This window comes from Cellulomonas soli, assembly GCF_013409305.1.
Taxonomy (GTDB): Bacteria; Actinomycetota; Actinomycetes; order Actinomycetales; family Cellulomonadaceae; genus Cellulomonas; species Cellulomonas soli.
In genome coordinates, this window is the sequence record NZ_JACBZJ010000001.1 from 3,878,514 (window position 1) to 3,900,642 (window position 22,129).

Consider the following 22,129-nt stretch of genomic DNA (forward strand, 5'->3'; position numbering starts at 1 on the left):
CGGGTCTCCGATCGCGGCGTGCTCATGGGTCGCGCCCGTCCCCGAACTGGTCATGCAGCGGTCAAGCCGACCGATCGAGACAGGAGTCCGCCCGACAGAGAGGTCACCATGCCCGTCCTTCGCCGACACCGCCCCGAGACCGGCGTGGCACCCCTGGTCTCCCGCCTGGGCGCCCACGTCGTCCTCGACGCCCTGCCCGCGGCGCTCGTCGTCGTCGAGCCCGGCGGGCAGATCGTGCAGCGCAACCAGGCCGGCGACCGCCTCGCGGGACGGATCATCGGCGAGCACGGCGCGCACGTGATGCAGGCGCTGCGTGAACGGCTCGCCGAGGTCGTGCGGACCTCGAGGCAGTTCCCCACGACCACCGTGGTGTCCGTCCAGGTCGCGACCGGGTCGGTCGAGCTCCAGGTGGTCGTGGACCGGCTGGCCGAAGGATTCGTCGGCGTCTGGGACGACGTGAGCCTGCAGCACGCGCACCAGCGCGCCACGAGCCAGGTGGCGGACGAGCTGGCCGAGTCCTCCACCTCGCTCACGACCCTCGCGAACGGGCTCGCGGCCGACGCCGGACAGGTCTCCAGCCGTGCCGCGTCCGTCGCCGCCAGCTCCGAGCAGATGTCGGCGAGCATCCGCGAGATCGCCGAAGGATCCGCTGCGGCCGCCCAGGGGACCTCGACCGCCGTCGACGCCGCCCAGGTGGCGGGCGAGCGGCTGGCCGCGCTGAACGACGCCGTGGTCAGGATCGGCGCCGTCAGCCAGCTGATCACCGCGATCGCCGACCAGACGCACCTGCTCGCCCTCAACGCGACCATCGAGGCTGCTCGTGCCGGCGAGACCGGGCGCGGGTTCGCGGTCGTCGCCGGCGAGGTCAAGTCGTTGGCCGACCGCACGCACGACGCCACCGGGGAGATCAGCGAGATGCTCGCCGCGATCACCGACACCATGGCCGGGGCCACCGGGGCGATCGACGAGATCGTGCGACTGATCGGGCAGGTCCGCGAGCAGCAGGCGACGATCGCCGCCGCCGTGCAGGAGCAGTCCGCCGCCGCGGACGGCATGAGCCGCGACGTCGGTGCCGTCGCCGACGCCGCCGACGCCTCGGCGCGTGCCGTCGACGGCCTGCGCTCGTCGGCCGACTTCGTCGCCGAGCGGGCCACCCGGCTCGAGAAGGTCTTCACGTCCTGACCGACAACCGTCCTCGCCCCCCTGCCGTCCGCGGGACGACCGGTGGACATCTGGGATGCTGACCGTCGGCGCGGACACCGCGGCACCTCTCGGTACCGATGCTCGCGCCTCAGCCGCCGCAGCCCCGACAGCCACAGGTGAGCCATGGAGCCCTTCAGCACGCTGCCCGTGCGCCGGGTCGAGCGCGACCCCGCCGCCGCTGCGCCACCCCGACCCCGGGACGGGTGGCCCTGGGCCCTGCCTGCGGTGGCTCATCTGCTGGCTCACGGGCTCGACCTGGGACCGCTGACCGTGATCGTGGGGCAGAACGGTGCCGGCAAGTCCACGCTCGTCGAGGCCGTCGCCCTCGCCTTCGGCCTGAGCCCGGAGGGCGGCGGGACGGGCGCCCGGCACACGACGCGGGTCAGCGAGTCGCCCCTGCACGAGGAGCTGCGCATCGTCCGCGGGCCCGGGTCGGCGCGATGGGGCTACTTCCTGCGGGCCGAGACGATGCACGGGCTGCTGACGTACCTCGAGAACAACCCGCGGCCCGGCGAGGCCGCCTTCCACGAGGCATCCCACGGCGAGGCGTTCCTGTCGCTGACCGCCGATCCGTCGCGCTTCGCCAAGCCTGGCTTCTTCGTGTTCGACGAGCCCGAGGCGGGACTCTCGTTCCCCTCGCAGATGCTCTTCGCGGAGCAGGTCGTGGACATGGTCGAGCACGGGGCCCAGGTGCTGATCGCGACCCACTCCCCCGTCATCGCCGCGCTGCAGGGCGCGACACTCCTGCAGGTCGACGAGAGCGGCCTGACGCAGGCGCGGTGGGACGAGCTCTCGCTCGTCGACCAGTACCGCCGCTTCCTCAGCGACCCCGAGGCCTACCGGACGCGCATCTGGCAGTGACCACGGATGCGCATCCGGTGCCCGCAGGGCGCAGGAACGACGCCCTTCCACTAGATTCCGGACATATGCGGCGCATCTCGGCCGCCTGAGGACGTCCCAGCCACGGAAGGGCTGCCGCGATGGCCGACCGGAACGCACCGGAGGGCACGGTCGCCGTGCGGCTGCGGGCGCTGCGCAAGCAGTTCGGTGACGTCGTGGCCGTCGACGGCGTCGACCTCGACGTGCAGGACGGCGAGTTCCTCACGCTGCTCGGCCCGTCCGGTTCGGGCAAGACGACCGTCCTGCGGCTCATCGCCGGCTTCGAGCTGCCGAGCAGCGGGACGGTCGAGCTCGCAGGCACGGACGTCACCCGACGGGCGCCCTTCGAGCGTGACGTGAACACGGTGTTCCAGGACTACGCGCTGTTCCCGCACATGACCGTCCAGGACAACGTCGCCTACGGCCTGCGGGTCAAGAAGGTCGGCCGCAAGGAGCGGGCATCGCGTGCCCTCGAGGCCCTCGCCAGCGTCCGCCTCGAGGGGTACGGCACGCGTCGGCCGGCCCAGCTGTCGGGCGGCCAGCGTCAGCGGGTCGCGCTCGCCCGCGCCCTGGTGAACCGGCCGCGCGTGCTGCTCCTCGACGAGCCGCTCGGGGCGTTGGACCTCAAGCTGCGCGAGCAGATGCAGGTGGAGCTCAAGGCCATCCAGCGTCAGGTCGGCATCACGTTCCTGTTCGTGACGCACGACCAGGAGGAGGCGCTGACGATGTCGGACAGGATCGCCGTCTTCGCCGGTGGCCGGATCGAGCAGGTGGGGACACCGGCGGAGGTGTACGAGAACCCCGCGACCCCGTTCGTCGCCGGTTTCGTCGGCACGTCGAACCTGCTGACGGACACGGCCGCGTCGCGGGTCCTGGGTCGTCCCGGCACCTGGTCGGTCAGGCCGGAGAAGATCCGCCTGGGCGGTGCGGACGCCCGGCCCGAACCGGGTGAGCGCGGTGCGCTCGGCACCGTGCAGGAGGTCGTCTACGTCGGCTCTGCGACCCGGTTCCTCGTCGACCTCGACGCAGGCGCACGTCTGGTGGCGTTGCAGCAGAACCTGCAGACCACCTCGATGGACGTCCAGGGCATGCGGGGCGCTCGCGTCCTGCTGGCCTGGCGCACGGAGCACGAGTTCCAGGTGGCGGACGGGGCGACCACCCCGGCACCACCCACGACGCCCACCCCGGTGCCGTGAGCTCGACCACGGCCTCGCGCACGACCAGAACCTGACCTCGAGCTTGCGAAGGAGACGACGATGACGCGCACGCCACTGCTGAGGCTCGTGGCCGTCGGGGCGTTGGCGGGCCTGGCCCTGGCCGCCTGCGGCACCTCGGACGGCGAGGTGTCGAGCGACGGCTCGGGCAGGGCCGCCCCGCCGTCCGTCGACGCCCTGACGACGTTGGGTGACGGTGAGGGCGAGGTCAACATCCTCGCCTGGGCCGGGTACGCCGAGGACGGCTCCACCGACCCCGCGGTCGACTGGGTGACCCCCTTCGAGGAGCAGACCGGCTGCACGGCGAACGTGCAGGTGGCCGACACCTCGGACAGCATGTTCGAGAAGATGGGCACCGGGGACTTCGACGTCGTGTCGGCCTCGGGCGACTCCTCGCTGCGGATGATCTACGCGGGCAAGGTCGCACCGGTGACCACGGACCTGCTGACGAACTACGGCGACGTCCCGGACTTCCAGAAGATGCAGGCCTGGAACTCGGTCGACGGCGTCGCGTACGGCATGCCGCACGGCTGGGGCGCGCAGCTGCTGGCCTACCGCACCGACGTGGTGGACCCGGCGCCCGACTCGTGGGCCGTGGCGTTCGAGCCCGACTCCCCGTATGCCGGGAAGATCACCGTCTACGACTCGGCGACCGACGCGATCGCCGCCGCCGCGGTCTACCTCATGTCCACGCAGCCGGACCTGGGCATCGAGAACCCGTACGCACTCGACCAGGACCAGTTCGACGCCGCGGTCGCGCTGCTCACCGCGCAGCAGCCGCAGGTCGCCAGCTACTGGGCGAGCTACGCCGACGCGCAGAAGGCGCTCGAGAACGGCAGCACCGTGGTCGGCTCGACGTGGCAGATCATCGTCAACCTGGCCTCGGCCGACGGGGCACCGGTGGGCTCGGTGCTCCCGCAGGAGGGAGCCACCGGCTGGGCCGACACGTGGATGGTCGACGCGAAGGCGCAGCACCCCAACTGCGCCTACCTGTGGATGAACTGGGTCACCAGCCCGCAGGTGCAGGCCCAGGTCGCGGAGTGGTTCGGTGAGGCGCCCGCCAACACGCTCGCGTGCGCGCTGACCACCGACCCGACGCACTGCGACACCTACCACGCCGAGGACCAGGCCTACTTCGACCGGATCTGGTTCTGGTCGACACCTCAGAGCGACTGCCTCGACGGGCGGACCGACGTGACGTGCGTCCCGTACTCCGAGTGGGGCAAGGCGTGGAGCACCGTGAAGAACGGCTGACCGCACCCGTGGTCGATCCCCCACCGGTCGAGGAGCCGGCGCGTGGTTCGCACGAGCGCCGGCTCTCGGCCGCCCTGTTCCGCCGGCCCAGGGTCCGGCTCGCCGCGCTCCTGACCCTGCCGACCGCCTGGCTGGTGCTCGTCTACCTGGCCGCGCTCGCCTCGCTCCTGGCCACGGCGTTCTTCTCGGTCGACGAGTTCACGAACGAGGTCGTGCGCACCTTCACGTGGCAGAACCTGGTCGACGTGCTGTCCGAGCCGGCGTACCTGCAGGCCACGGCCCGCACCGTGGGCATCGCGGCCGCCGTGACGGTCGGTTGCGTGCTCCTCGGGTTCCCGATGGCCTTCTACATGGCCAAGGTCGCCCCCGCGCGGTGGCGGAACCTGCTCCTGGCGCTCGTCGTGACGCCGCTGTGGGCGTCGTACCTGGTGAAGATCTACGCGTGGCAGGCCATGGTCCAGCCGGAGACCGGCGTGCTGGCCTGGATGCTCCAGCCGTTCGGCCTGCCGGGCCCGGGCTACGGCATCACCGCGACCGTCCTGACGCTGACGTACCTGTGGCTGCCGTACATGATCCTGCCCGTCTACGCCGGGCTCGAGCGGATGCCGGACTCGCTCATCGACGCCTCGGGCGACCTCGGCGCCCACCCGGCCCGCACCGTGCGCAGCGTCGTCGTCCCCGTCGTGTACCCCTCGATCGTCGCAGGCTCGGTCTTCACGTTCTCCCTGAGCCTGGGCGACTACATCACCGCGCAGATCGTCGGCGGACGCACGCAGATGCTCGGCACGATCGTCTACCAGAACTACACGAGCAGCCTGCCCTTCGCGGCAGCCGTCGCGCTGCTGCCCGTGGCCGTCATGGTCGTCTACCTCATGCTCGTGCGGCGCACCGGCGCCCTGGACAACCTGTAGAGGGGCGTGCCGTGAGGAACTCCCGCCGAGCCCGCTGGACCTTCGGGCTCGTCATGGCCCTGGGCCTGGCCTTCGTCTACGTGCCGCTCGGGGTCGTCCTGATCAACTCCTTCAACGCCAGCACCGTCTTCGCCTGGCCGCCGCAGGAGCTGACCACGCACTGGTGGACGGCGACGATCGGCAACGAGGGCGTCCGTGCGGCGGTCCTGACGTCCTTCGAGGTCGGGCTCGTCGCGACCACGGCGGCACTGCTGCTGGGCACGCTGCTGGCGTTCGCGCTCGGCCGCTACACGTTCTTCGGGCGGCACACGCTCTCGCTGCTCGTCGTGCTGCCGATCGCGCTGCCCGGGATCGTCACAGCACTGGCCTTCCGTACCGGGTTCCGCACCTTCCTGGGACTCGAGCTCTCGATCTGGACGGTGGCGATCGCCCACGCGACGTTCTGCATCGTCGTGGTCTACAACAACGCGCTCGCCCGGCTGCGGCGCATGGGCACCACACCCGAGGAGGCCTCGATGGACCTCGGCGCGGACACGTTCACGACCTTCCGCCTGGTCACGTTCCCGCTGCTGCGCGGGGCGCTGGTCGCCGGTGCGCTGCTGGCCTTCGGGCTCTCGTTCGACGAGATCGTCGTGACGTTGTTCACGGCGCCGCCCGGCGTCACGACGCTGCCGATCTGGATCTACCAGAACCTCTCGCGACCCAACCAGGGGCCCGTCGTCAACGTGGTCGCGGCGGTGCTCGTGCTCGCCTCGATCCTCCCGATCTACCTCAGCCAGAAGCTGTCCGGGGAGTCCACCGGCGGCGGGCGCCTCTGACGCGGTCGCAGGTCAGGTGCGCGGTCAGCCCCGACCGGCGATGAGCAGGTGGTGCGGGTGCAGGCGTCCACGATCGATGCGCTCGTGCCGGGTCACCAGTCCCAGCTCGGACAGCCACCCAGCCATCTCGCCGGGCTCCACGAAGTCGAAGGACGAACCGGCTGTCAGGCGCAGAACCTTGACCGACACGGTCTCCTGCCAGGTGTTCCAGCGGGCCTTCCACCGCGGCCGGGTGTCCATCTCCTTGACGACGATCACCCCGTCAGGCGCCAGCGAGCCGGCCGCCTCGGCCAGCAGCCGGCGCTGCTCGGCGGCCGGGAGCAGATACAGGACGTCCACGAAGACCACGGCCGCCCACGGCCCCGGGGGGACCGCCCCGGACGGCTCCACGGTGAAGCTCAGCCCTGAGCCGAACCCCTGGGCTGCCACCTGCGCGTGCGCGATCTTGGACTCGTCGATGTCCACGCCGACGACAGAGCGGTCGGCCGAGGTGAGCGCTGCGTACGCCGAGAACAGGCCGTGGCCGCAGCCGACCTCCAGGATCCGGCCCGAAGGCGGCAGCGCCGCCACGACAGGCGCGAACGGGGCGCTCCACCAGCGACCGTGCACGTGCGCACGGACCGGGAGCGGTGCGTGCGCGTAGAGGCGCAGTGCGGCACGGCCGGCCGCGTCGGGACGACGGCGCGTGCGCGTGCTCATGCGTCCCCCTGTGCCAGGTCCCGGAAGCCGCCGAGCCGGAAGCCGTGCTGCCTGACGAGGGCTGCGGCGCGCGGGTCGGTGGCCAGCGCCAGCTCGGCGGCCCAGTGCGACGCCCACGCGAACCGCGGCGCCTCGGGGTCACCGGCCTCACCCGGGTGGAGGTTGACCTCGGCCGACGTCCCCGGTCGGCCCGCGATCGCAGCAAGCGCCCGGTCGAACGCCGGCAGGTCCATGGACAGCGACTCGTCGAGGCCCGCGTAGTCGTCCGTGGTCGACAGGTCCGCGGTCGCGAGCCCTCGGGCGAGGCGCCCGGCGAGCAGGTTCACCCCCGCGCCGACCGGACCCCGACGCCGGCTGCCCGGCAGCCGGACGGCCGGCACCCCGCGGGCGACGGCCAGCTCGGTGACCACGCGGGCGACGACCGGCCACAGGTGCGTGTGCTGATGCGTGTCGAGGTGCGTCACCGGCAGGCCCAGGCCGATCACCCGGTCGAGCTGGGCGGACAGCTCACGGTGCACGTCGTCCGGGTCGATGCGCCCGGCCAGACCCCGCGCCACGACCGTCCGGTACGACAGCGGGAACCCGCCGCCCGCCACCACGAGGGTCGGGATCTCCCGGGCGGACAGCAGCGGCGGGTCCTCGCCGACGAGCGCGAGGTGCGCGCCGAGCTCGAGCGTCGGCGTGCTGCGCAGCATCGCCGCGGCCGTGTCGAAGGCCCGGCCCACGGCGAGCAACGAGGTCGAGGTGACGATGCCGTCGACGTGCGCCCGGTGCACGGCGCGGCACACGCCGTCGCTGAGCCCCAGGTCGTCGGCCGTGACGACCAGCAACCTGCTCACGCGGGCGCCACGGGGACGACCGAGCGCAGGTCGCGGCGCAGCGTCGTCATCTCGCGCAGCATCGTGCGGATGACCCCGAACGACGACAGGGTCGACACGCCGCGGGTCCGCGGGAAGTAGTCGACGCCGATCTGCACGATCTCGAACCCGGATCGCTGCGCGCGGATGATCAGCTCGGCGTCGATGAAGGAACCCTCGCTGGACAGCGTGACGTGCTCCAGGACGGTGCGTCGGCACAGCTTGAAGGCGAAGTTGATGTCGCGCACGCGCGTGCCGAACATCGCCCGCACCAGCCAGTTGTAGCCGAAGGAGTAGACCGCGCGGCGCGGACCCTCCCCCGTGCGGTCGAGCCGGTAGGCGCTGACGACGTCCGCCTCGTAGGTGCGCAGCACCCGCACGGCCCTGGTCAGCTCGATCATCTCGAAGGGCAGGTCCGCATCGGTGTAGAGCACCAGGTCGCCGCGCGCGGCCTCGAACCCGCTCTTGATCGACCCGCCCAGCTTGCGGTTGTGCGGGTGGTGCACCACCCGGACCCGGGGGTCGGCGCTCGCGAGCTCGTCGGCCAGCCGGCCCGTCCCGTCGGTCGAGGCGTCGTCGACGACGATGATCTCGAACCCGCTGATCTCCCCGGCCTCGACGAGCTGCTCGCAGACCTCGCTCGCGGCACCGACCGCGCGGTGCAGGTACGCCTCCTCGTTCCACATCGGGAAGAAGACGGACAGCAGACCCAGGTCCCCGTGCGCCCCCCGGGCGCGCAGCGGCGGCTGGATGGTCATGAGACCTCGATCCCTCGGGCGTAGTAGGACGTGAGCACGGCGAGCAGCAGCCCGCATGCTGCGAGCACGAGCGGGGCGATCCACCGATGTCGGCGGGTGGCGAGGAAGTCCCCGGCCGCCGCCATCACGGGGAAGGCCACCAGCACGTACCGGCCGGTCCCCATGAAGTCGTCGGTACCGACGATCGGGATCGCGAGGACGACGAGCGCGTACACCAGGTAGCCCGCGCCGAACAGGCGCCAGACCCGGCGCAGCAGGAGAACGGCAGCGAGGCAGGCTGCCGCCTGCAGGGACAGCAGGAGCGCCATCCGCCAGTGGCTCTCGAGGAACAACGTGACGTAGGCCACCTTGAACCAGGTCCGCGGCCCGACCCCCTGGTCCCAGCCCGGCGCGGACTCGACCTCCACGAACGCGAGCGGGTTGCCGAACGTGACCCCGAGGTACACCGTCCAGGCGAGCAGCCCGGCCCCCGAGAGCAGCACCCCGGCCTGCCGCCAGCGCACCGCCGGCACCGCGCGCAGGACCGCCCGCAACCCGTCCTCGCCCCTGTCCTGGGCGAGCAGCTCGAGCATCCGCACGACGAGACCCGCCGCGACCGCCACACCCACCGGCCTTCCGGCCGTGGCCAGCGCCCCGACGAGCCCGGCGAGCACGTAGCTGCGCCGCTCGAGGAGCAGGAATGCTCCCAGCGCGGTGAGCAGGAACAGCGAGTCGGCGTACATCGCGCCGTACAGGTAGAGCGAGAACGGGTAGAGCAGGAGCACCGCGACGGCGAGCATCGCGCTGCGGCGGGGCAGTCTCGTGCGCACCCAGCCCGCGAACAGCAGCACGGCGGCCAGCCCGGAACCCACGCCCACGAGCGTGCCCGCCAGCTGCACGTCACCGACCATGCCGGACAGCAGCCGGACCGCCATCGGGTAGGTCGGGAAGAAGGCGATCGAGGACTGCTGGCCGGGCGTGTAGTCGTATCCGCCGGTGGCGATCGCGTAGTACCAGCCGGAGTCGAACTGGAACCAGCCGTCGAGCCAGCCCGGGCCGGTGAGGAACGGGATCGGGCGGTGGACGGTGGCGGACGCGACGGCGACCACGACGGCCAGCACGACGGCCACGACCCCGAAGGCCGTCACCACGGTCGACCAGAAGACCCTGCCCGGCTGCACGGACCCCTCGGAAGAGGCGTGCTCGATTCGCGGACGGCTGCGTCCGTCCGGCACTACGTTCGTCATTGCTCCCCCTGCGCCCGCCGGTCGCGGCCGGGCGTCGGTGGCCGACCCTACCCGCTCGCGAGCCTCCGGCCAGCGCGAACGGGGTCCCCAACTGACTGGAGCCTCACCCGTGCCACCTGCTCTGCTCGTCGTCCTGACCGCCGCGGTCTGCTCCGGCACCGCCACGGTGCTGCAGGCTCGCGCGGCACGCGGCGAGCCCGAGCGTCCTGGTCTCGACGCGACCCTTGTGGTGCGGCTGCTGCGCCGTCCCGACTACATCCTGGCTCTCGGCCTCGTCGCTGCCGGGTTCGGGTTGGCTGCGCTCGCCATGCGGTCCCTGCCCCTGTTCGTGGTGCAGGCGGGCCGCGCCTCGAGCCTGGCCGTGACCGCGCTGCTCGCCGTGCTCATGCTGGGAGCCCGGCTGCGCCGCCGTGACGTCGCCGCCGTCGGCGCGGTCGTCGCGGGGCTCGTCCTGCTGGCTGCCGCCTCCTCGACACGACCCTCGAGCGAGGTGTCCACGGCAGCACGTCTCGGGTTGCTCCTCGCCCTCGTGGCCGTCGCTGCGGGCGCCGCCGCAGCGACACGGATCGGCTCGAGGCCCCTCGCGGGCGGGGTGCTGGGGGCGCTCGCCGGGCTCGCCTTCGCCGCCCTGGCGCTGGGTGCACGCACGCTGCGCGGCTTCTCGCCGGCGGAGCTCCTGGGCGACCCCGCCGCATGGTCGGTCGCGGTCGGCGGTGCGCTGGGCCTGCTGCTGACGGCACTGGCGCTCCAACGCACCTCGGTCGTGGGCGCGACCGCCCCGATGGTCGCGGTCGAGACGGTCGTCGGTGCGCTGCTGGGGATCGCGCTGTGCGGGGACCGCCCCGCGGCGGGTGCCGCGGTGCCCGCCGCCCTAGGATTCCTGCTCGTGCTCACGGGGGCGCTCGGACTGGTCCGGTTCGCCGGTGCGGAGGAGGTGCGGGTGACGCCCTGAGGCGGCGTCGACCGGAGGGGGTCACCGAAGGGGTCGCGCAGCGCCCCGGCGGTGCTGGTACAGCTGGACGTACAAGGGGGAACGCGCATGACCGTGCTCGTCACGGGGGGTGCGGGCTACATCGGCGCGCACGTGGTGAGGCTCGCCCGCGCCTGCGGGCTTGAGGTCCTGGTGGTCGACGACTTCTCGACGGGCGACGTCCGTCGGCTCGACGGCACCGCCTGGGAACGCCTCGATCTTGCGGCGAGGGACTGCGTCCCTCGGCTGGCCGAGGTGATGCGGACAGGGCGGGTCACGTCGGTGATCCACCTGGCCGCGCGCAAGCAGGTCGCCGAGTCCGTGGCCCGACCGCTGTGGTACTACCAGCAGAACGTCGCCGGGCTCGCGCACGTGCTGGCCGCGATGGAGCTCGCCTCGGTCGACCGGCTCGTCTTCTCCTCCTCGGCGGCCGTGTACGGCGAGCCCGACGACCCGGTGGTCCACGAGGACGCGCCCACGCGCCCGCTGAGCGCCTACGGGGAGACCAAGCTCGTCGGTGAGTGGTTGGTGCGCGCCGCGACCCGCGCCTGGGGTCTGCGAGGTGTGTCGTTGCGCTACTTCAACGTGGTGGGCGCCGGTTCGCCGGCGCTGCGGGACACGGGCACCTCGAACCTCGTCACGCAGGTCATGGACCGGCTCTCGCGGGGGCTCGCGCCGCAGGTCTTCGGCACGGACTACCCGACCACCGACGGCAGCTGCGTGCGGGACTTCGTCGACGTCGTCGACGTGGCGGACGCCCACCTGGCGGCGATCGAGTACCTCGAACGGCCGGCACGCGCGCACGACGTGTTCAACGTGGGCACGGGCTCCGGTTCCTCGGTCCTCGACGTCGTGACTCGGCTGACCGCGATGGCCGGGAGCGACCTGCAGGCCGCGCGCGCCGCACGACGACCCGGCGACGTGGCGGTCTCGGTGGCCTCGGTCGACCGCATCGCCGCCGAGCTGGGCTGGCACGCCCGGCGAGGGCTCGCCGATGCGCTGGCGGGCGCATGGTCCGGTGCGCGCGCCTGAGGGCCGGACGGGCCGCGGCGGGCCCCACGCGATGGGCCTGCCGCGTCGGGCGTCCTACGCCTGACGGCGGTCGACGGCCTTCTTGACGAAGACGAGCGGCAGCAGGAAGGCCGCGAGCATGGTGGCGAGCCACACGATGATGCCGGCGAGCAGCCAGGTCGTCAGGCCGCTGATGCTGAGCCCGTCGGTGAGCACGTTGGTCGCGATCAACGCCACGTAGGTGGCGATGAGGCCCGTCGCCCCGACGAGAGCAGGGGCGTTCTTGCGCGTCGTCTTCAGGAAGAACGGCGCGAGGACGGCCTGCAGGAGCGCGAAGATCACCACCACCCACACGAACGACGCCGCCGTGACCGAGAAGTCGTCGAGCACGGCGTTCGCGACGAGCAGGCCGATCGCAGCGGCGGCGAGGAACAGCGCGGCGCTGACCAGGAACCGGATCATGGGCCGACCGTAGCGCCCGGTCGCCGATCGCACCACGCGAACCGTCAGGGCCGGCCCGACGCCCGGACGACCGCCCCGCGGGCCGTCAGTGCGGTCCTGGCTCGTAGCCTCCCGCCGCACCGCCCTGGTGCACGTGGGCGGCGTCGTGGTGGTACAGCTGCAGGTCGGGGCCGGGGAACACGAGCGTCTCGTGCCCGTCGTCGAACAGGACCGTGTAGGGCGGCCCGCCGTCCGGTCCTTTCACCTCGAGGATCCGGCCGTGGCGTTCGGACGAGCCGACGCTGCGGCCATGGACGACGACCTCGTCGCCGACGGCTGCCTGCATGACGTCCACCTCACCTTCGCTCCCACGGTAGGCAGTGCGCAGGCGGGCCGCCATCGGTGGCTCAGCGCTCCCCGGTCGCTGCGGGCGGCGCCTCGAAGTGCGCGAGCCATCGGCGCAGGAGCTCCTCGAGCTGGCGGGCCTCGGCCGGGCTGAGGGCTGAGACGAGCCGGTGCTCGTTGGCGATGTGGTCGGTGAACGCCGCGTCGAAGACCCGGATCCCCTCCGCGGTGAGCGCGACGACCCGGCCGCGCCCGTCGTGCTCGCTCGGTCGGCGGGTGACGAGGCCGGCCTTCTCGAGGCGGTCCACGCGCTTGGTCATCGCGCCCGAGGTGACGAGGGTGTTCTCGGCCAGGTCGCCCGGCGTGCGCTCGTACGGTGCCCCTGCGCGCCGCAGCGTCGCCAGGACGTCGAAGTCACCCTCCCCGAGGCCGTGCCGGCGGTATACGGCGACGAGCTCGTCCGTGAGGTGCAGGCCGACGCGGTGCAGGCGGCCGATGACCCCCTGGGGGCTGACGTCGAGCTCGGGGCGCTCGCGCGCCCAGGCCTGCTGGATCCGGTCGAGTCGATCGGGCTCTGCGGTCACCCGTGCACTCTATCTTCCATGGAAGGTAGCGTGTCTTCCATGGAAGCCACCTGGCGCTGGTCCCTCGTCACCGCGTTCGCCCCGATCACCTGGGGGACGACCTACTGGGTGACCAGACACCTCCTGCCGGTCGACCACCCGCTGTGGGGTGCGGTGCTGCGCGCACTGCCCGCCGGCCTGGTCCTGCTCGTCGTGGCCAGGCGACTCCCCCGGTGCTCGTGGTGGTGGCGTTCGGCCGTGCTCGGCACGCTCACGATGGGCGCCTTCTTCGCGCTCGTGTACGTCGCCGCGCAGCTGCTGCCCACCTCGGTCGCGGCGACCGTCATGGCGACCTCACCGGTCGTGATGATCCTCGTCGCCTGGCTGCTGCTCGCTCAGAGACCCCGGCTGCTGGCGCTCGCCGGGGCCGCGCTCGGGCTCGTCGGGGTGGCCCTCATGCTGCTCACCGGGGGCGCCGACATCGACCCGCTCGGCGTCCTCGCCTCGGTAGCGGCGATGACGATGTCGTCCGTGGGCTTCGTGCTCGCGACCCGATGGAGCGAAGGGGTCGACGTGGTGTCCTCGACGGCCTGGCAGCTCGTCGCCGGCGGCCTCGTCCTGCTGCCCTTCGCGGTCGCCGTCGAAGGTAACCCCCCGACGCTCGACGGGCCCGCGGTCCTGGGCTTCGCCTACGTCTCGCTGGTCTCCACGGCCCTGGCCTACCTGGCCTGGTACGCAGGCCTGCGCCACCTGCCCGCGGGGACGGTCGGGCTCGTCGGGTTGCTCAACCCCGTCACCGGGGTGCTGCTGGGAACGGTCGTCGCGGCCGAGAGGCTCACCGTCCAGCAAGCGCTCGGGATCGTCGTCGTGCTCGCCGGCGTCCTGCTCGGACAACCTGCGGTCGAACGCGCCACGCGCCGGTGGTGGACGCGCCCGCGCGCGGTCAGTCCCAGAACTGCGGCAGCTCGTCGTCCTCGGCCTGCAGCAGGAGCACCTGCGCCAGCGTCGTGCGGGAGGACCGCGGCGGAACCGACGCACGGAGCGAGGTCGCCTGCGGGAAGTTCGGCTGAGGGAGGGTCGGAACCGACATCGTCGTCATGCTCATGCCTCCACGATCGACCCGGTGCCGATGCCCTTCGATAGGACCTTCGGCCCCGTGGCGGGGTGAACCCGAGCCGACCTTGCGCGCACTTCGTGAGCACGTGGGACGGACATGACCCGCGTCCGGTCGGCACATGACGAAGGGCCCCGGAGACAGCTCCGGGGCCCTTCGCGAGGAGATCAGGACGAACGGTCTCAGACCGTGTCGCCACCCTTCTCGTCACCGATCTTGTGCACGACGATCGAGTTCGTCGACCCGACGACGCCGACCGGCGAACCGGCCACGACGATCACGTAGTCGCCGACCTCGGCCAGGCCGTTGGCCCGCAGCATCTGGTCCACCTGGGCGACCATTGCGTCGGAGTGCTCGACCTGCGGCACGTTGTACGTCTGCACGCCCCAGCTGAGCGAGAGGACGTTGCGCACCGACTCGCGCGGCGTGAAGGCCAGCAGCGGGATCGACGACCGCAGACGCGACATCCGACGCGCCGAGTCACCGGACTGCGTGAACGTCACGAGGTACTTGACGTCGAGCGCCTCGCCGATCTCGGCGGCCGCACGCGTGATCGCCCCACCGCGCGTCGAGGGGGTCGAACCGAGGGGCGCGATGCGCTCCCCGCCGAACTCCTCGGTGTTCTCGATGATCCGCGCCATCGTGCGCACGGCCTCGATCGCGTAGTCGCCGACGCTGGTCTCGCCCGAGAGCATGACCGCGTCCGCACCGTCGAGCACCGCGTTGGCGCAGTCGGAGGCCTCGGCCCGCGTCGGACGCGGGTTCGTGATCATCGACTCGAGCACCTGCGTGGCCACGATGACCGGCTTGGCGTTGCGGCGAGCCAGCTCGACCGCACGCTTCTGGACGAGCGGGACCTGCTCGAGCGGCAGCTCGACGCCGAGGTCACCACGGGCGACCATGATGCCGTCGAACGCCTGGACGATCTCGTTGAGGTTGTCGACGGCCTGCGGCTTCTCGATCTTGGCGATGACCGGGACGACCCGGCCCTCTTCCTCCATGATCCGACGCACGTCGTCGTAGTCCGCCGCGGAGCGCACGAACGACAGCGCGATGATGTCCGCGCCGATCTGGAGGGCCCAGCGCAGGTCCTCCTCGTCCTTGTCGCTCATGGCGGGGACCGACACGGCCACGCCGGGCAGGTTGATGCCCTTGTTGTTCGAGACCGGACCGGGGACCTCGACGCGCGTGACCACGTTGTTGCCCTCGACGGCGGTGACCCGCACGAGGACCTTGCCGTCGTCGATCAGCAGCGGGTCACCGACGCGGGCGTCGTTCGTCAGACCCTTGTGGGTCGTCGAGACGAGCTCCTTGGTGCCCGGGACGTCGTCGGTCGTGATGGTGAAGATGTCACCGACCGCGAGCTCGTGCTTGCCCTCGACGAAGCGGCCGAGGCGGATCTTCGGTCCCTGCAGGTCGACCAGGACGGCGACGGAACGACCCGACGCCTGGGCGGCGTCACGCACGTTCTGGTACACCTTGGCGTGCGCCTCGGTGTCGCCGTGGCTGCGGTTGATCCGTGCGACGTCCATACCGGCGTCGACGAGGGCCTGGATCTGCTCGGCGGACTCCGTGACGGGTCCGATGGTGCAGACGATCTTTGCTCTACGCATGAGGGCGAGCCTATTGCCTTCCTGGTGCAGGTGATCGGTCCCAACGTCCCGGGGCCGACCGTGCCGGTCGGCGGTAGACGCAGGCCGGGGTGGGTCAGGGGCGAAGTGCCACGGTGCTCGCCGAGACCGGCGTGGGCAGCTCCGTCGCTCCGGACAGATAGGTGTCGACGGCCGCCGCGGCGGCACGTCCTTCGGCGATGGCCCAGACCACGAGCGACTGCCCGCGGCCTGCGTCCCCGGCGACGAACACGCCAGGGACCGTCGTCGCGAAGTCCTCGCCGCGGGTGAGCAGACCACGGTCGGTGAGCCCGACGCCGATCTGCTCGGTCAGCGACGACGTCTCCGGACCGGTGAAACCCATCGCGACGAGCACGAGGTCCGCGGGGATCTCACGCTCGGTGCCCTCGGTCGGGACTCGTCGCCCGTCCGGGAGGTACTCGGTGGTGGCCAGGCGCAGCGCGCGCACGTGGTCGGCGTCCTCACCCTCGCCCCCGAGGAACGCGACCGTCGAGGCCAGGTAGCGGCGCTCGCCGCCCTCCTCGTGGGAGGACGACACCTCGAAGACGATCGGGTCCGTGGGCCACGGCTGGTGGGCGGGACGCTCCGTCGGCGGCTGCTTGCCGATCGCCAACGTCGTCACCGACGCGGCACCCTGACGCAGGGCCGTGCCGAGGCAGTCCGAACCCGTGTCCCCGCCGCCGATGATGATGACGTGCTTGCCCTCGGCCGTGATCTGGCCGGCCACGGGACGCCCGGCTGCCGCGGCGTTGGCCGGGTGCAGGAACTCCATCGCCGGAAGCACACCGCCCAGCTCGGCGCCCGGCACGCGCAGCGCGCGCGGCACCGTGGCTCCCGTCGCGACGACGATCGCGTCGAACCGCGCCTGCAGCTGCGCCCAGGTCACGTCCCGGCCGATCTCGACACCGGGACGGAAGCGCGTGCCCTCGGCCTCCATCTGGGCCAGCCGACGGTCGATGTGCTGCTTCTCGAGCTTGAAGTCGGGCACGCCGTAACGCAGCAGACCGCCGATCGCGTCGTCACGCTCGTACACCGCGACCGTGTGCCCCGCGCGGGTGAGCTGCTGCGCGGCCGCCAGACCGGCCGGGCCCGATCCCACCACGGCCACCGTGTGCCCGGTCAGGCGCTGCGGCACCTGGGGCCGGACGTAGCCGCGGTCGAACGCCTCGTCGACGATCGACACCTCGACGTTCTTGATCGTCACCGGCGGCTGGTTGATGCCCAGCACGCAGCTCGACTCGCACGGTGCCGGGCAGATGCGCCCGGTGAACTCCGGGAAGTTGTTCGTCGCGTGCAGGCGGTCGATCGCGTCCGACCACTGACCGCGCCAGACCAGCTCGTTCCACTCGGGGATGAGGTTCCCCAGCGGGCAGCCGTTGTGGCAGAACGGGATGCCGCAGTCCATGCACCGGCCGGCCTGCTCCTTCAGGAACGGCTGACCTGCCTCGAGGTGGGCGTGCACGTCCTTCCAGTCGCGCAGCCGGACCTCGACCGGACGGCTCGGCGGGAGCTCGCGGTCGCGCACCTTGAGGAAGCCCCGGGGGTCAGCCACGGGCCGTCTCCAGGATCTGGTCCCACACACCGGGCGCCGACGGGTCGAGCCCCTCGGCCTCGGCCTGCGCGAGCGCGCGACGGATCCGGGCGAAGTCGGTCGGCAGCACCCGGGTGAACCGCGCACGGCTCGCGTCCGGGTCTGCCAGCAGCTGTGCGGCGACCGGCGAGCCGGTCTCCTCCAGGTGCGTCCGCAGCAGGTCCGTGACCAGGGCGTGGTCGTCGTCGTCGAGCGGTGCGAGCGTGAACTCCCCCGCGGCGAGCGCGGTCTGGTTCACCAGGGCACGCTGCAGGTCCAGCACGTACGCCGTGCCGCCCGACATCCCGGCAGCGAAGTTGCGCCCCGTGCGGCCGAGCACGAGGACCGTGCCGCCCGTCATGTACTCGCAGCCGTGGTCGCCGACGCCTTCGACCACCAGGGTGGCACCGGAGTTGCGCACGCCGAACCGCTCGCCGGACAGGCCGCGCAGGAAGATCTGCCCCGTCGTCGCCCCGTAGCCGATGACGTTGCCCGCGACGACGTTGTGCTCGGAGGCGAGCACGGCGGCGCGGTCGGGCCGCACCACGATCCGGCCGCCGGACAGACCCTTGCCGACGTAGTCGTTGGCGTCGCCGAAGAGCCGCAGGGTGATCCCGGCGGGCAGGAACGCACCGAACGACTGGCCGGCCGATCCGGTCAGCGTGACGTCGATCGTGCCGTCGGGAAGGCCCTCGCCCCCGAACCGACGCGTCACCTCGTGACCCAGCATCGTGCCGACCGTGCGGTTCACGTTGCGCACCGGCAGCGCGATCCGGACCGGCTCACGACGCTCGAGCGCATCGGCCGCGAGCGCGATCAGCTGGTTGTCCAGGGCGCGCTCAAGACCGTGCTCCTGGAACCGCGTGCGGTAGAGCGTCGAGCCGGGCGCAGGCTCGGGCACGGCGAGCACGGGAGACAGGTCGAGCCCCTCGGCCTTCCAGTGGTCCACCGCGGCGCGGGTGTCCAGCAGCTCGACATGACCGACGGCCTCCAGCAGGGTCCGGAACCCGAGCTGCGCCAGGATCTCGCGCACCTCCTGGGCGATGAACTCCATGAAGGTCACGACGAACTCGGGCTTGCCCGTGAAGCGCGAACGCAGCTCGGGGTTCTGCGTCGCGACGCCCACCGGGCAGGTGTCCAGGTGGCACACGCGCATCATGATGCAGCCCGAGACGACCAGAGGGGCGGTCGCGAAGCCGAACTCCTCGGCCCCGAGCAGCGCGCCGACGATCACGTCCCGACCCGTCTTGAGCTGACCGTCGACCTGCACGACCACCCGGTCGCGCAGGTTGTTCAGCACGAGCGTCTGCTGGGTCTCGGCCAGACCGATCTCCCACGGCGTGCCGGCGTGCTTGAGGGAGGTGAGCGGGGAGGCGCCCGTGCCACCGTCGTGACCCGAGATGAGCACGACGTCGGCGTGCGCCTTGGTGACACCCGCGGCCACGGTGCCGACGCCGAACTCGCTGACGAGCTTGGTGTGGATGCGTGCCCTCGGGTTGGCGTTCTTGGCGTCGTGGATCAGCTGTGCCAGGTCCTCGATCGAGTAGATGTCGTGGTGCGGCGGCGGCGAGATCAGCCCGACACCGGGCGTCGAGTGCCGCGTCCTGGCGACCCACGGGTAGACCTTGTGGCCCGGCAGCTGACCGCCCTCGCCGGGCTTGGCGCCCTGGGCGAGCTTGATCTGGATGTCGTCGGCGTTCGTCAGGTACTCGCTCGTCACGCCGAACCGGCCCGAGGCGATCTGCTTGATCGCGGAGCGCCGGCGCGGGTCGTGCAGCCGCTCCGGGTCCTCGCCGCCCTCGCCCGTGTTCGACTTCGCGCCGATCTGGTTCATCGCGACCGCGAGCGTCTCGTGCGCCTCGGCGGAGATGGAGCCGTAGGACATCGCACCGGTGCTGAACCGCTTGACGATCTCGCTGACCGGCTCGACCTCGTCGAGCGGGACGCTCTCGCGCTCGCCCTCCTTGAAGGCCAGCAGGCCGCGCAGGGTCATCAGACGCGACGACTGGTCGTTGACGCGCTGCGTGTACTCGCGGAAGACGTCCATCTGCCGGGTCCGCGTCGCGTGCTGCAGGCGGAAGACCGTCTCGGGGTCGAACAGGTGGTCCTCGCCGTCACGGCGCCACTGGTACTCACCACCGACGGCCAGGCGCTGGTGCGGCTGACGGTTGCCGCTGGCCGGGTAGGCGTCGGCGTGCCGCGCGGCGACCTCGGCCGCGATGACGTCCAGGCCGATGCCGCCCAGCCGGCTCGTCGTGCCGGTGAAGTACCGGTCGACCAGAGGTTGGGACAGACCGATGGCCTCGAAGACCTGCGCACCGCGGTACGACGCGATCGTCGAGATGCCCATCTTGGACATGACCTTCAGGACGCCCTTGCCCAGACCCTTGATGAGGTTCTTGACCGCCTTCTCGGGCGCCACGCCCGGAAGGTAGCCCGAGCGGGCGAGGTCCTCGACGGTCTCCATCGCCAGGTACGGGTTCACCGCGGCCGCGCCGTAGCCGATCAGCAGCGCGACGTGGTGCACCTCGCGCACGTCACCGGCCTCGACGACCAGCGAGATCTGCGTCCGGGTGTGCCGGCGCAGCGTGTGGTGGTGCACCGCCGAGAGCAGCAGCAGCGAGGGGATCGGCGCGAGGTCCGCGTCGGAGTTGCGGTCGGACAGGACCAGGAAGCTCACGCCGTCGGCGATCGCCCGGTCGACCTCCGCGAAGATCTCCTCGAGACGGGCCTCGAGCGCCGCTCCCCCGCCGTCGACCTTGTAGAGCCCGCGGATCGTGGTCGCACGGAAGCCGAGCGACGGCTCCTTCGCGACGTGCACGACCTTCGCCAGCTGGTCGTTGTCGAGCACCGGGAAGGGCAGCACGAGCTTGCGCGCGTGCTCCGGACCGTCGGCGAGCAGGTTCGGCTCGGGGCCGATCGCCCCACCGATCGCGGTGACGAGCTCCTCGCGGATCGCGTCGAGCGGCGGGTTCGTGACCTGGGCGAACATCTGCGTGAAGTAGTCGAACAGCAGCCGCGGGCGCGAGGAGAGCACGGCGACCGGGGTGTCCGAGCCCATGGCCCCCAGCGGCTCGGCGCCCGAGGCACCCATCGGGCTCAGGATGACCTTGAGCTCCTCCTCGGTGTACCCGAAGGTGCGCTGCCGACGACGCACGGAGGCGGCCGAGTGCGCGACGTGCTCCCGCTCGGGCAGCTGCTCCAGCACGACCGAGTGCTCGCGCACCCACTGCGCGTACGGGCGCTGCGCGGCCAGCTGCGCCTTGATCTCGTCGTCCTCGATGATCCGGCCCTGACCGGTGTCGACCAGGAACATGCGACCCGGCTCGAGACGGCCCTTGGCGACCACGGTCGCGGGGTCGAGGTCGAGCACGCCGGCTTCCGAGGCCATGACGACCAGACCGTCCTCGGTCACCCAGTAGCGCCCGGGGCGCAGACCGTTGCGGTCCTGCACCGAGCCGATCAGGGTGCCGTCGGTGAACGTGATCGCCGCGGGCCCGTCCCAGGGCTCCATCAGCGTGGAGTGGTACTCGTAGAACGCGCGACGGTCCGGGTCCATCTGCGCGTGGTTCTCCCACGCCTCCGGCACCATCATCATGACCGCGTGGGGCAGGGACCGGCCCGACAGGTGCAGCAGCTCGAGCACCTCGTCGAAGCTGCCGGAGTCGGACCCTCCCGGGGTACAGACCGGCATCAGGGGGCCGAGGTCGCCGATGAGCTCGCTGCCCAGCGTGCCCTCACGGGCCGCCATCCAGTTGCGGTTCCCGCGCACCGTGTTGATCTCACCGTTGTGCGCGATCAGCCGGAACGGGTGCGCCAGCGGCCACGAGGGGAACGTGTTCGTCGAGAAGCGCGAGTGCACGAGCGCGATCTCGCTCGCGTAGCGCGGGTCGGACAGGTCGGCGAAGAACGGCTCCAGCTGGCCGGTCGTCAGCATTCCCTTGTAGGTGATCGTGCGCGCGGACAGCGACGCGAAGTACACGCCGACCTCACGCTCGGCGCGCCTGCGCAGCCGGAACGTGCGCCGGTCCAGGTCGATGCCGGACAGCTCGCGCGACGGGTCGGCCACGACCAGGTGCCGGAAGCGCGGCATGGACGAGCGCGCCGTCGGGCCGACCAGGTCGGCCGTGACCGTCACGTCGCGCCAGGCCAGCACGTCGAGCTTCTCCTCCGCGGCGATCGCCTCGATCGCCTGCACGACGCGCGTCTGCTCGGCCTCGTCCACCGGGAGGAAGGCCATGCCGATGGCGTAGGAACCGGCTGGCGGCAGGTCGGCGTCGACCACGTCGCGGAAGAACGCGTCAGGGATCTGCGTCAGGATGCCGGCGCCGTCGCCGGAGTCCTCCTCGGCGCCGACCGCACCGCGGTGGTCCAGGTTCAGCAGCGCGGTCAGGCCCGCGTCGACGATGTCCCGCCCGGGTGTGCCACGCAGGGTGGCCACGAAGGCGAAGCCGCACGCGTCGTGCTCGGCGGCAGGGTCGTACAGACCCGTCGGTCCGGGCGCGAAGGGCGCTGACTGGGCACCGGGGCTCGCGGGCGACGTCGACATCAGCACCGTCCTCACGGACCCCGACGGATCGGGGTCTAGCACGAACAAAGGGGGAACGTGGGACGCCGTCGGCCCAGCCGTGTGGCGACGATACAGCCCTGAAACACCCGGGCCGT

Annotated in this window: 19 protein-coding genes; 9 read left to right on the forward strand and 10 right to left on the reverse strand. The window is 71.8% G+C overall.

The annotated features are described in order from the left end of the window. The first annotated feature begins 144 nt into the window (after positions 1–144). The 6 genes from BKA22_RS17680 (at position 145) to BKA22_RS17705 (ending at position 6,279) form a co-directional block, all read left to right on the forward strand. Positions 145–1,182, forward strand: a complete 1,038-nt coding sequence (locus BKA22_RS17680; protein WP_179561850.1) for a methyl-accepting chemotaxis protein — start codon at positions 145–147, stop codon at positions 1,180–1,182. A gap of 144 nt (positions 1,183–1,326) precedes the next feature. After that, positions 1,327–2,064 (forward strand): AAA family ATPase, encoded by a 738-nt coding sequence (locus tag BKA22_RS17685; RefSeq protein ID WP_146954399.1) that lies wholly within the window; start codon positions 1,327–1,329, stop codon positions 2,062–2,064. 119 nt (positions 2,065–2,183) lie between these two features. Next, a complete protein-coding gene (locus BKA22_RS17690) occupies positions 2,184–3,278 on the forward strand; it encodes an ABC transporter ATP-binding protein (protein WP_146954398.1) in 1,095 nt (364 codons plus the stop codon). Between the two features lie 60 nt (positions 3,279–3,338). Next, positions 3,339–4,550 carry an extracellular solute-binding protein gene (locus BKA22_RS17695; RefSeq protein ID WP_146954397.1) on the forward strand — a complete coding sequence of 404 codons (1,212 nt, stop codon included), beginning with the start codon at positions 3,339–3,341 and terminating at the stop codon, positions 4,548–4,550. Continuing rightward, positions 4,526–5,461 (forward strand): ABC transporter permease, encoded by a 936-nt coding sequence (locus BKA22_RS17700; RefSeq protein ID WP_223203715.1) that lies wholly within the window; start codon positions 4,526–4,528, stop codon positions 5,459–5,461. Before BKA22_RS17695 ends, BKA22_RS17700 begins: the two co-directional genes overlap by 25 nt. Before the next feature lie 11 nt (positions 5,462–5,472). Beyond that, positions 5,473–6,279 carry an ABC transporter permease gene (locus BKA22_RS17705; protein WP_223203714.1) on the forward strand — a complete coding sequence of 269 codons (807 nt, stop codon included), beginning with the start codon at positions 5,473–5,475 and terminating at the stop codon, positions 6,277–6,279. Positions 6,280–6,303: 24 nt separating this feature from the next. Here the strand turns inward: BKA22_RS17705 and BKA22_RS17710 are convergent, their stop codons facing one another. The 4 genes from BKA22_RS17710 to BKA22_RS17725 are packed head-to-tail and all read right to left on the reverse strand — an operon-like array spanning position 6,304 to position 9,753. Beyond that, positions 6,304–6,978, reverse strand: coding sequence for a class I SAM-dependent methyltransferase (locus BKA22_RS17710; protein ID WP_146954396.1), 675 nt, complete (start codon positions 6,976–6,978; stop codon positions 6,304–6,306). Then, complete coding sequence (locus BKA22_RS17715) at positions 6,975–7,817, reverse strand: ChbG/HpnK family deacetylase (protein WP_146954395.1); 843 nt, start codon at positions 7,815–7,817, stop codon at positions 6,975–6,977. The genes BKA22_RS17710 and BKA22_RS17715 overlap by 4 nt, the downstream gene beginning before the upstream one ends. Continuing rightward, a complete protein-coding gene (locus BKA22_RS17720; RefSeq protein WP_146954394.1) occupies positions 7,814–8,593 on the reverse strand; it encodes a glycosyltransferase family 2 protein in 780 nt (259 codons plus the stop codon). Before BKA22_RS17720 ends, BKA22_RS17715 begins: the two co-directional genes overlap by 4 nt. After that, entirely contained in the window at positions 8,590–9,753 is a 1,164-nt protein-coding gene (locus BKA22_RS17725; RefSeq protein ID WP_146954393.1) for a putative hexosyltransferase, read from the reverse strand. Before BKA22_RS17725 ends, BKA22_RS17720 begins: the two co-directional genes overlap by 4 nt. A 175-nt stretch (positions 9,754–9,928) precedes the next feature. Here BKA22_RS17725 and BKA22_RS17730 point away from each other — a divergent pair, with 175 nt between their 5' ends. Next, positions 9,929–10,771 carry a DUF4203 domain-containing protein gene (locus tag BKA22_RS17730; protein WP_146954392.1) on the forward strand — a complete coding sequence of 281 codons (843 nt, stop codon included), beginning with the start codon at positions 9,929–9,931 and terminating at the stop codon, positions 10,769–10,771. A gap of 87 nt (positions 10,772–10,858) precedes the next feature. After that, positions 10,859–11,821, forward strand: coding sequence for a UDP-glucose 4-epimerase GalE (galE, locus tag BKA22_RS17735; protein WP_146954391.1), 963 nt, complete (start codon positions 10,859–10,861; stop codon positions 11,819–11,821). 54 nt (positions 11,822–11,875) lie between these two features. Here galE and BKA22_RS17740 read toward each other — a convergent pair whose 3' ends face one another. From BKA22_RS17740 to BKA22_RS17750, 3 genes are all read right to left on the reverse strand, one after another. Then, positions 11,876–12,262, reverse strand: a complete 387-nt coding sequence (locus BKA22_RS17740; protein WP_146954390.1) for a phage holin family protein — start codon at positions 12,260–12,262, stop codon at positions 11,876–11,878. Positions 12,263–12,347: 85 nt separating this feature from the next. Next, positions 12,348–12,587, reverse strand: coding sequence for a DUF1918 domain-containing protein (locus BKA22_RS17745; RefSeq protein WP_146954389.1), 240 nt, complete (start codon positions 12,585–12,587; stop codon positions 12,348–12,350). 61 nt (positions 12,588–12,648) lie between these two features. Next, positions 12,649–13,170 (reverse strand): MarR family winged helix-turn-helix transcriptional regulator, encoded by a 522-nt coding sequence (locus BKA22_RS17750; protein ID WP_146954388.1) that lies wholly within the window; start codon positions 13,168–13,170, stop codon positions 12,649–12,651. Positions 13,171–13,209: 39 nt separating this feature from the next. Between BKA22_RS17750 and BKA22_RS17755 the strand changes: the two genes are divergently transcribed. Beyond that, positions 13,210–14,292, forward strand: coding sequence for an EamA family transporter (locus tag BKA22_RS17755; RefSeq protein WP_146954387.1), 1,083 nt, complete (start codon positions 13,210–13,212; stop codon positions 14,290–14,292). A 153-nt stretch (positions 14,293–14,445) separates the two neighbouring features. On the opposite strand, the gene pyk is transcribed toward BKA22_RS17755, so the two are convergent. The 3 genes from pyk to gltB all read right to left on the reverse strand — a co-directional run bounded on the left by pyk (position 14,446) and on the right by gltB (position 22,013). Further along, on the reverse strand, positions 14,446–15,876 hold the full coding sequence (gene pyk, locus BKA22_RS17760) for a pyruvate kinase (protein ID WP_146954386.1): 1,431 nt from the start codon (positions 15,874–15,876) through the stop codon (positions 14,446–14,448). A gap of 94 nt (positions 15,877–15,970) precedes the next feature. Beyond that, positions 15,971–17,446, reverse strand: a complete 1,476-nt coding sequence (locus tag BKA22_RS17765) for a glutamate synthase subunit beta (protein WP_146954385.1) — start codon at positions 17,444–17,446, stop codon at positions 15,971–15,973. Then, the gene (gltB, locus tag BKA22_RS17770) at positions 17,439–22,013 is read right to left on the reverse strand and encodes a glutamate synthase large subunit (RefSeq protein ID WP_146954384.1); all 4,575 of its coding nucleotides are present in this window, start codon (positions 22,011–22,013) and stop codon (positions 17,439–17,441) included. The genes BKA22_RS17765 and gltB overlap by 8 nt, the downstream gene beginning before the upstream one ends. Positions 22,014–22,129: the final 116 nt, after the last annotated feature.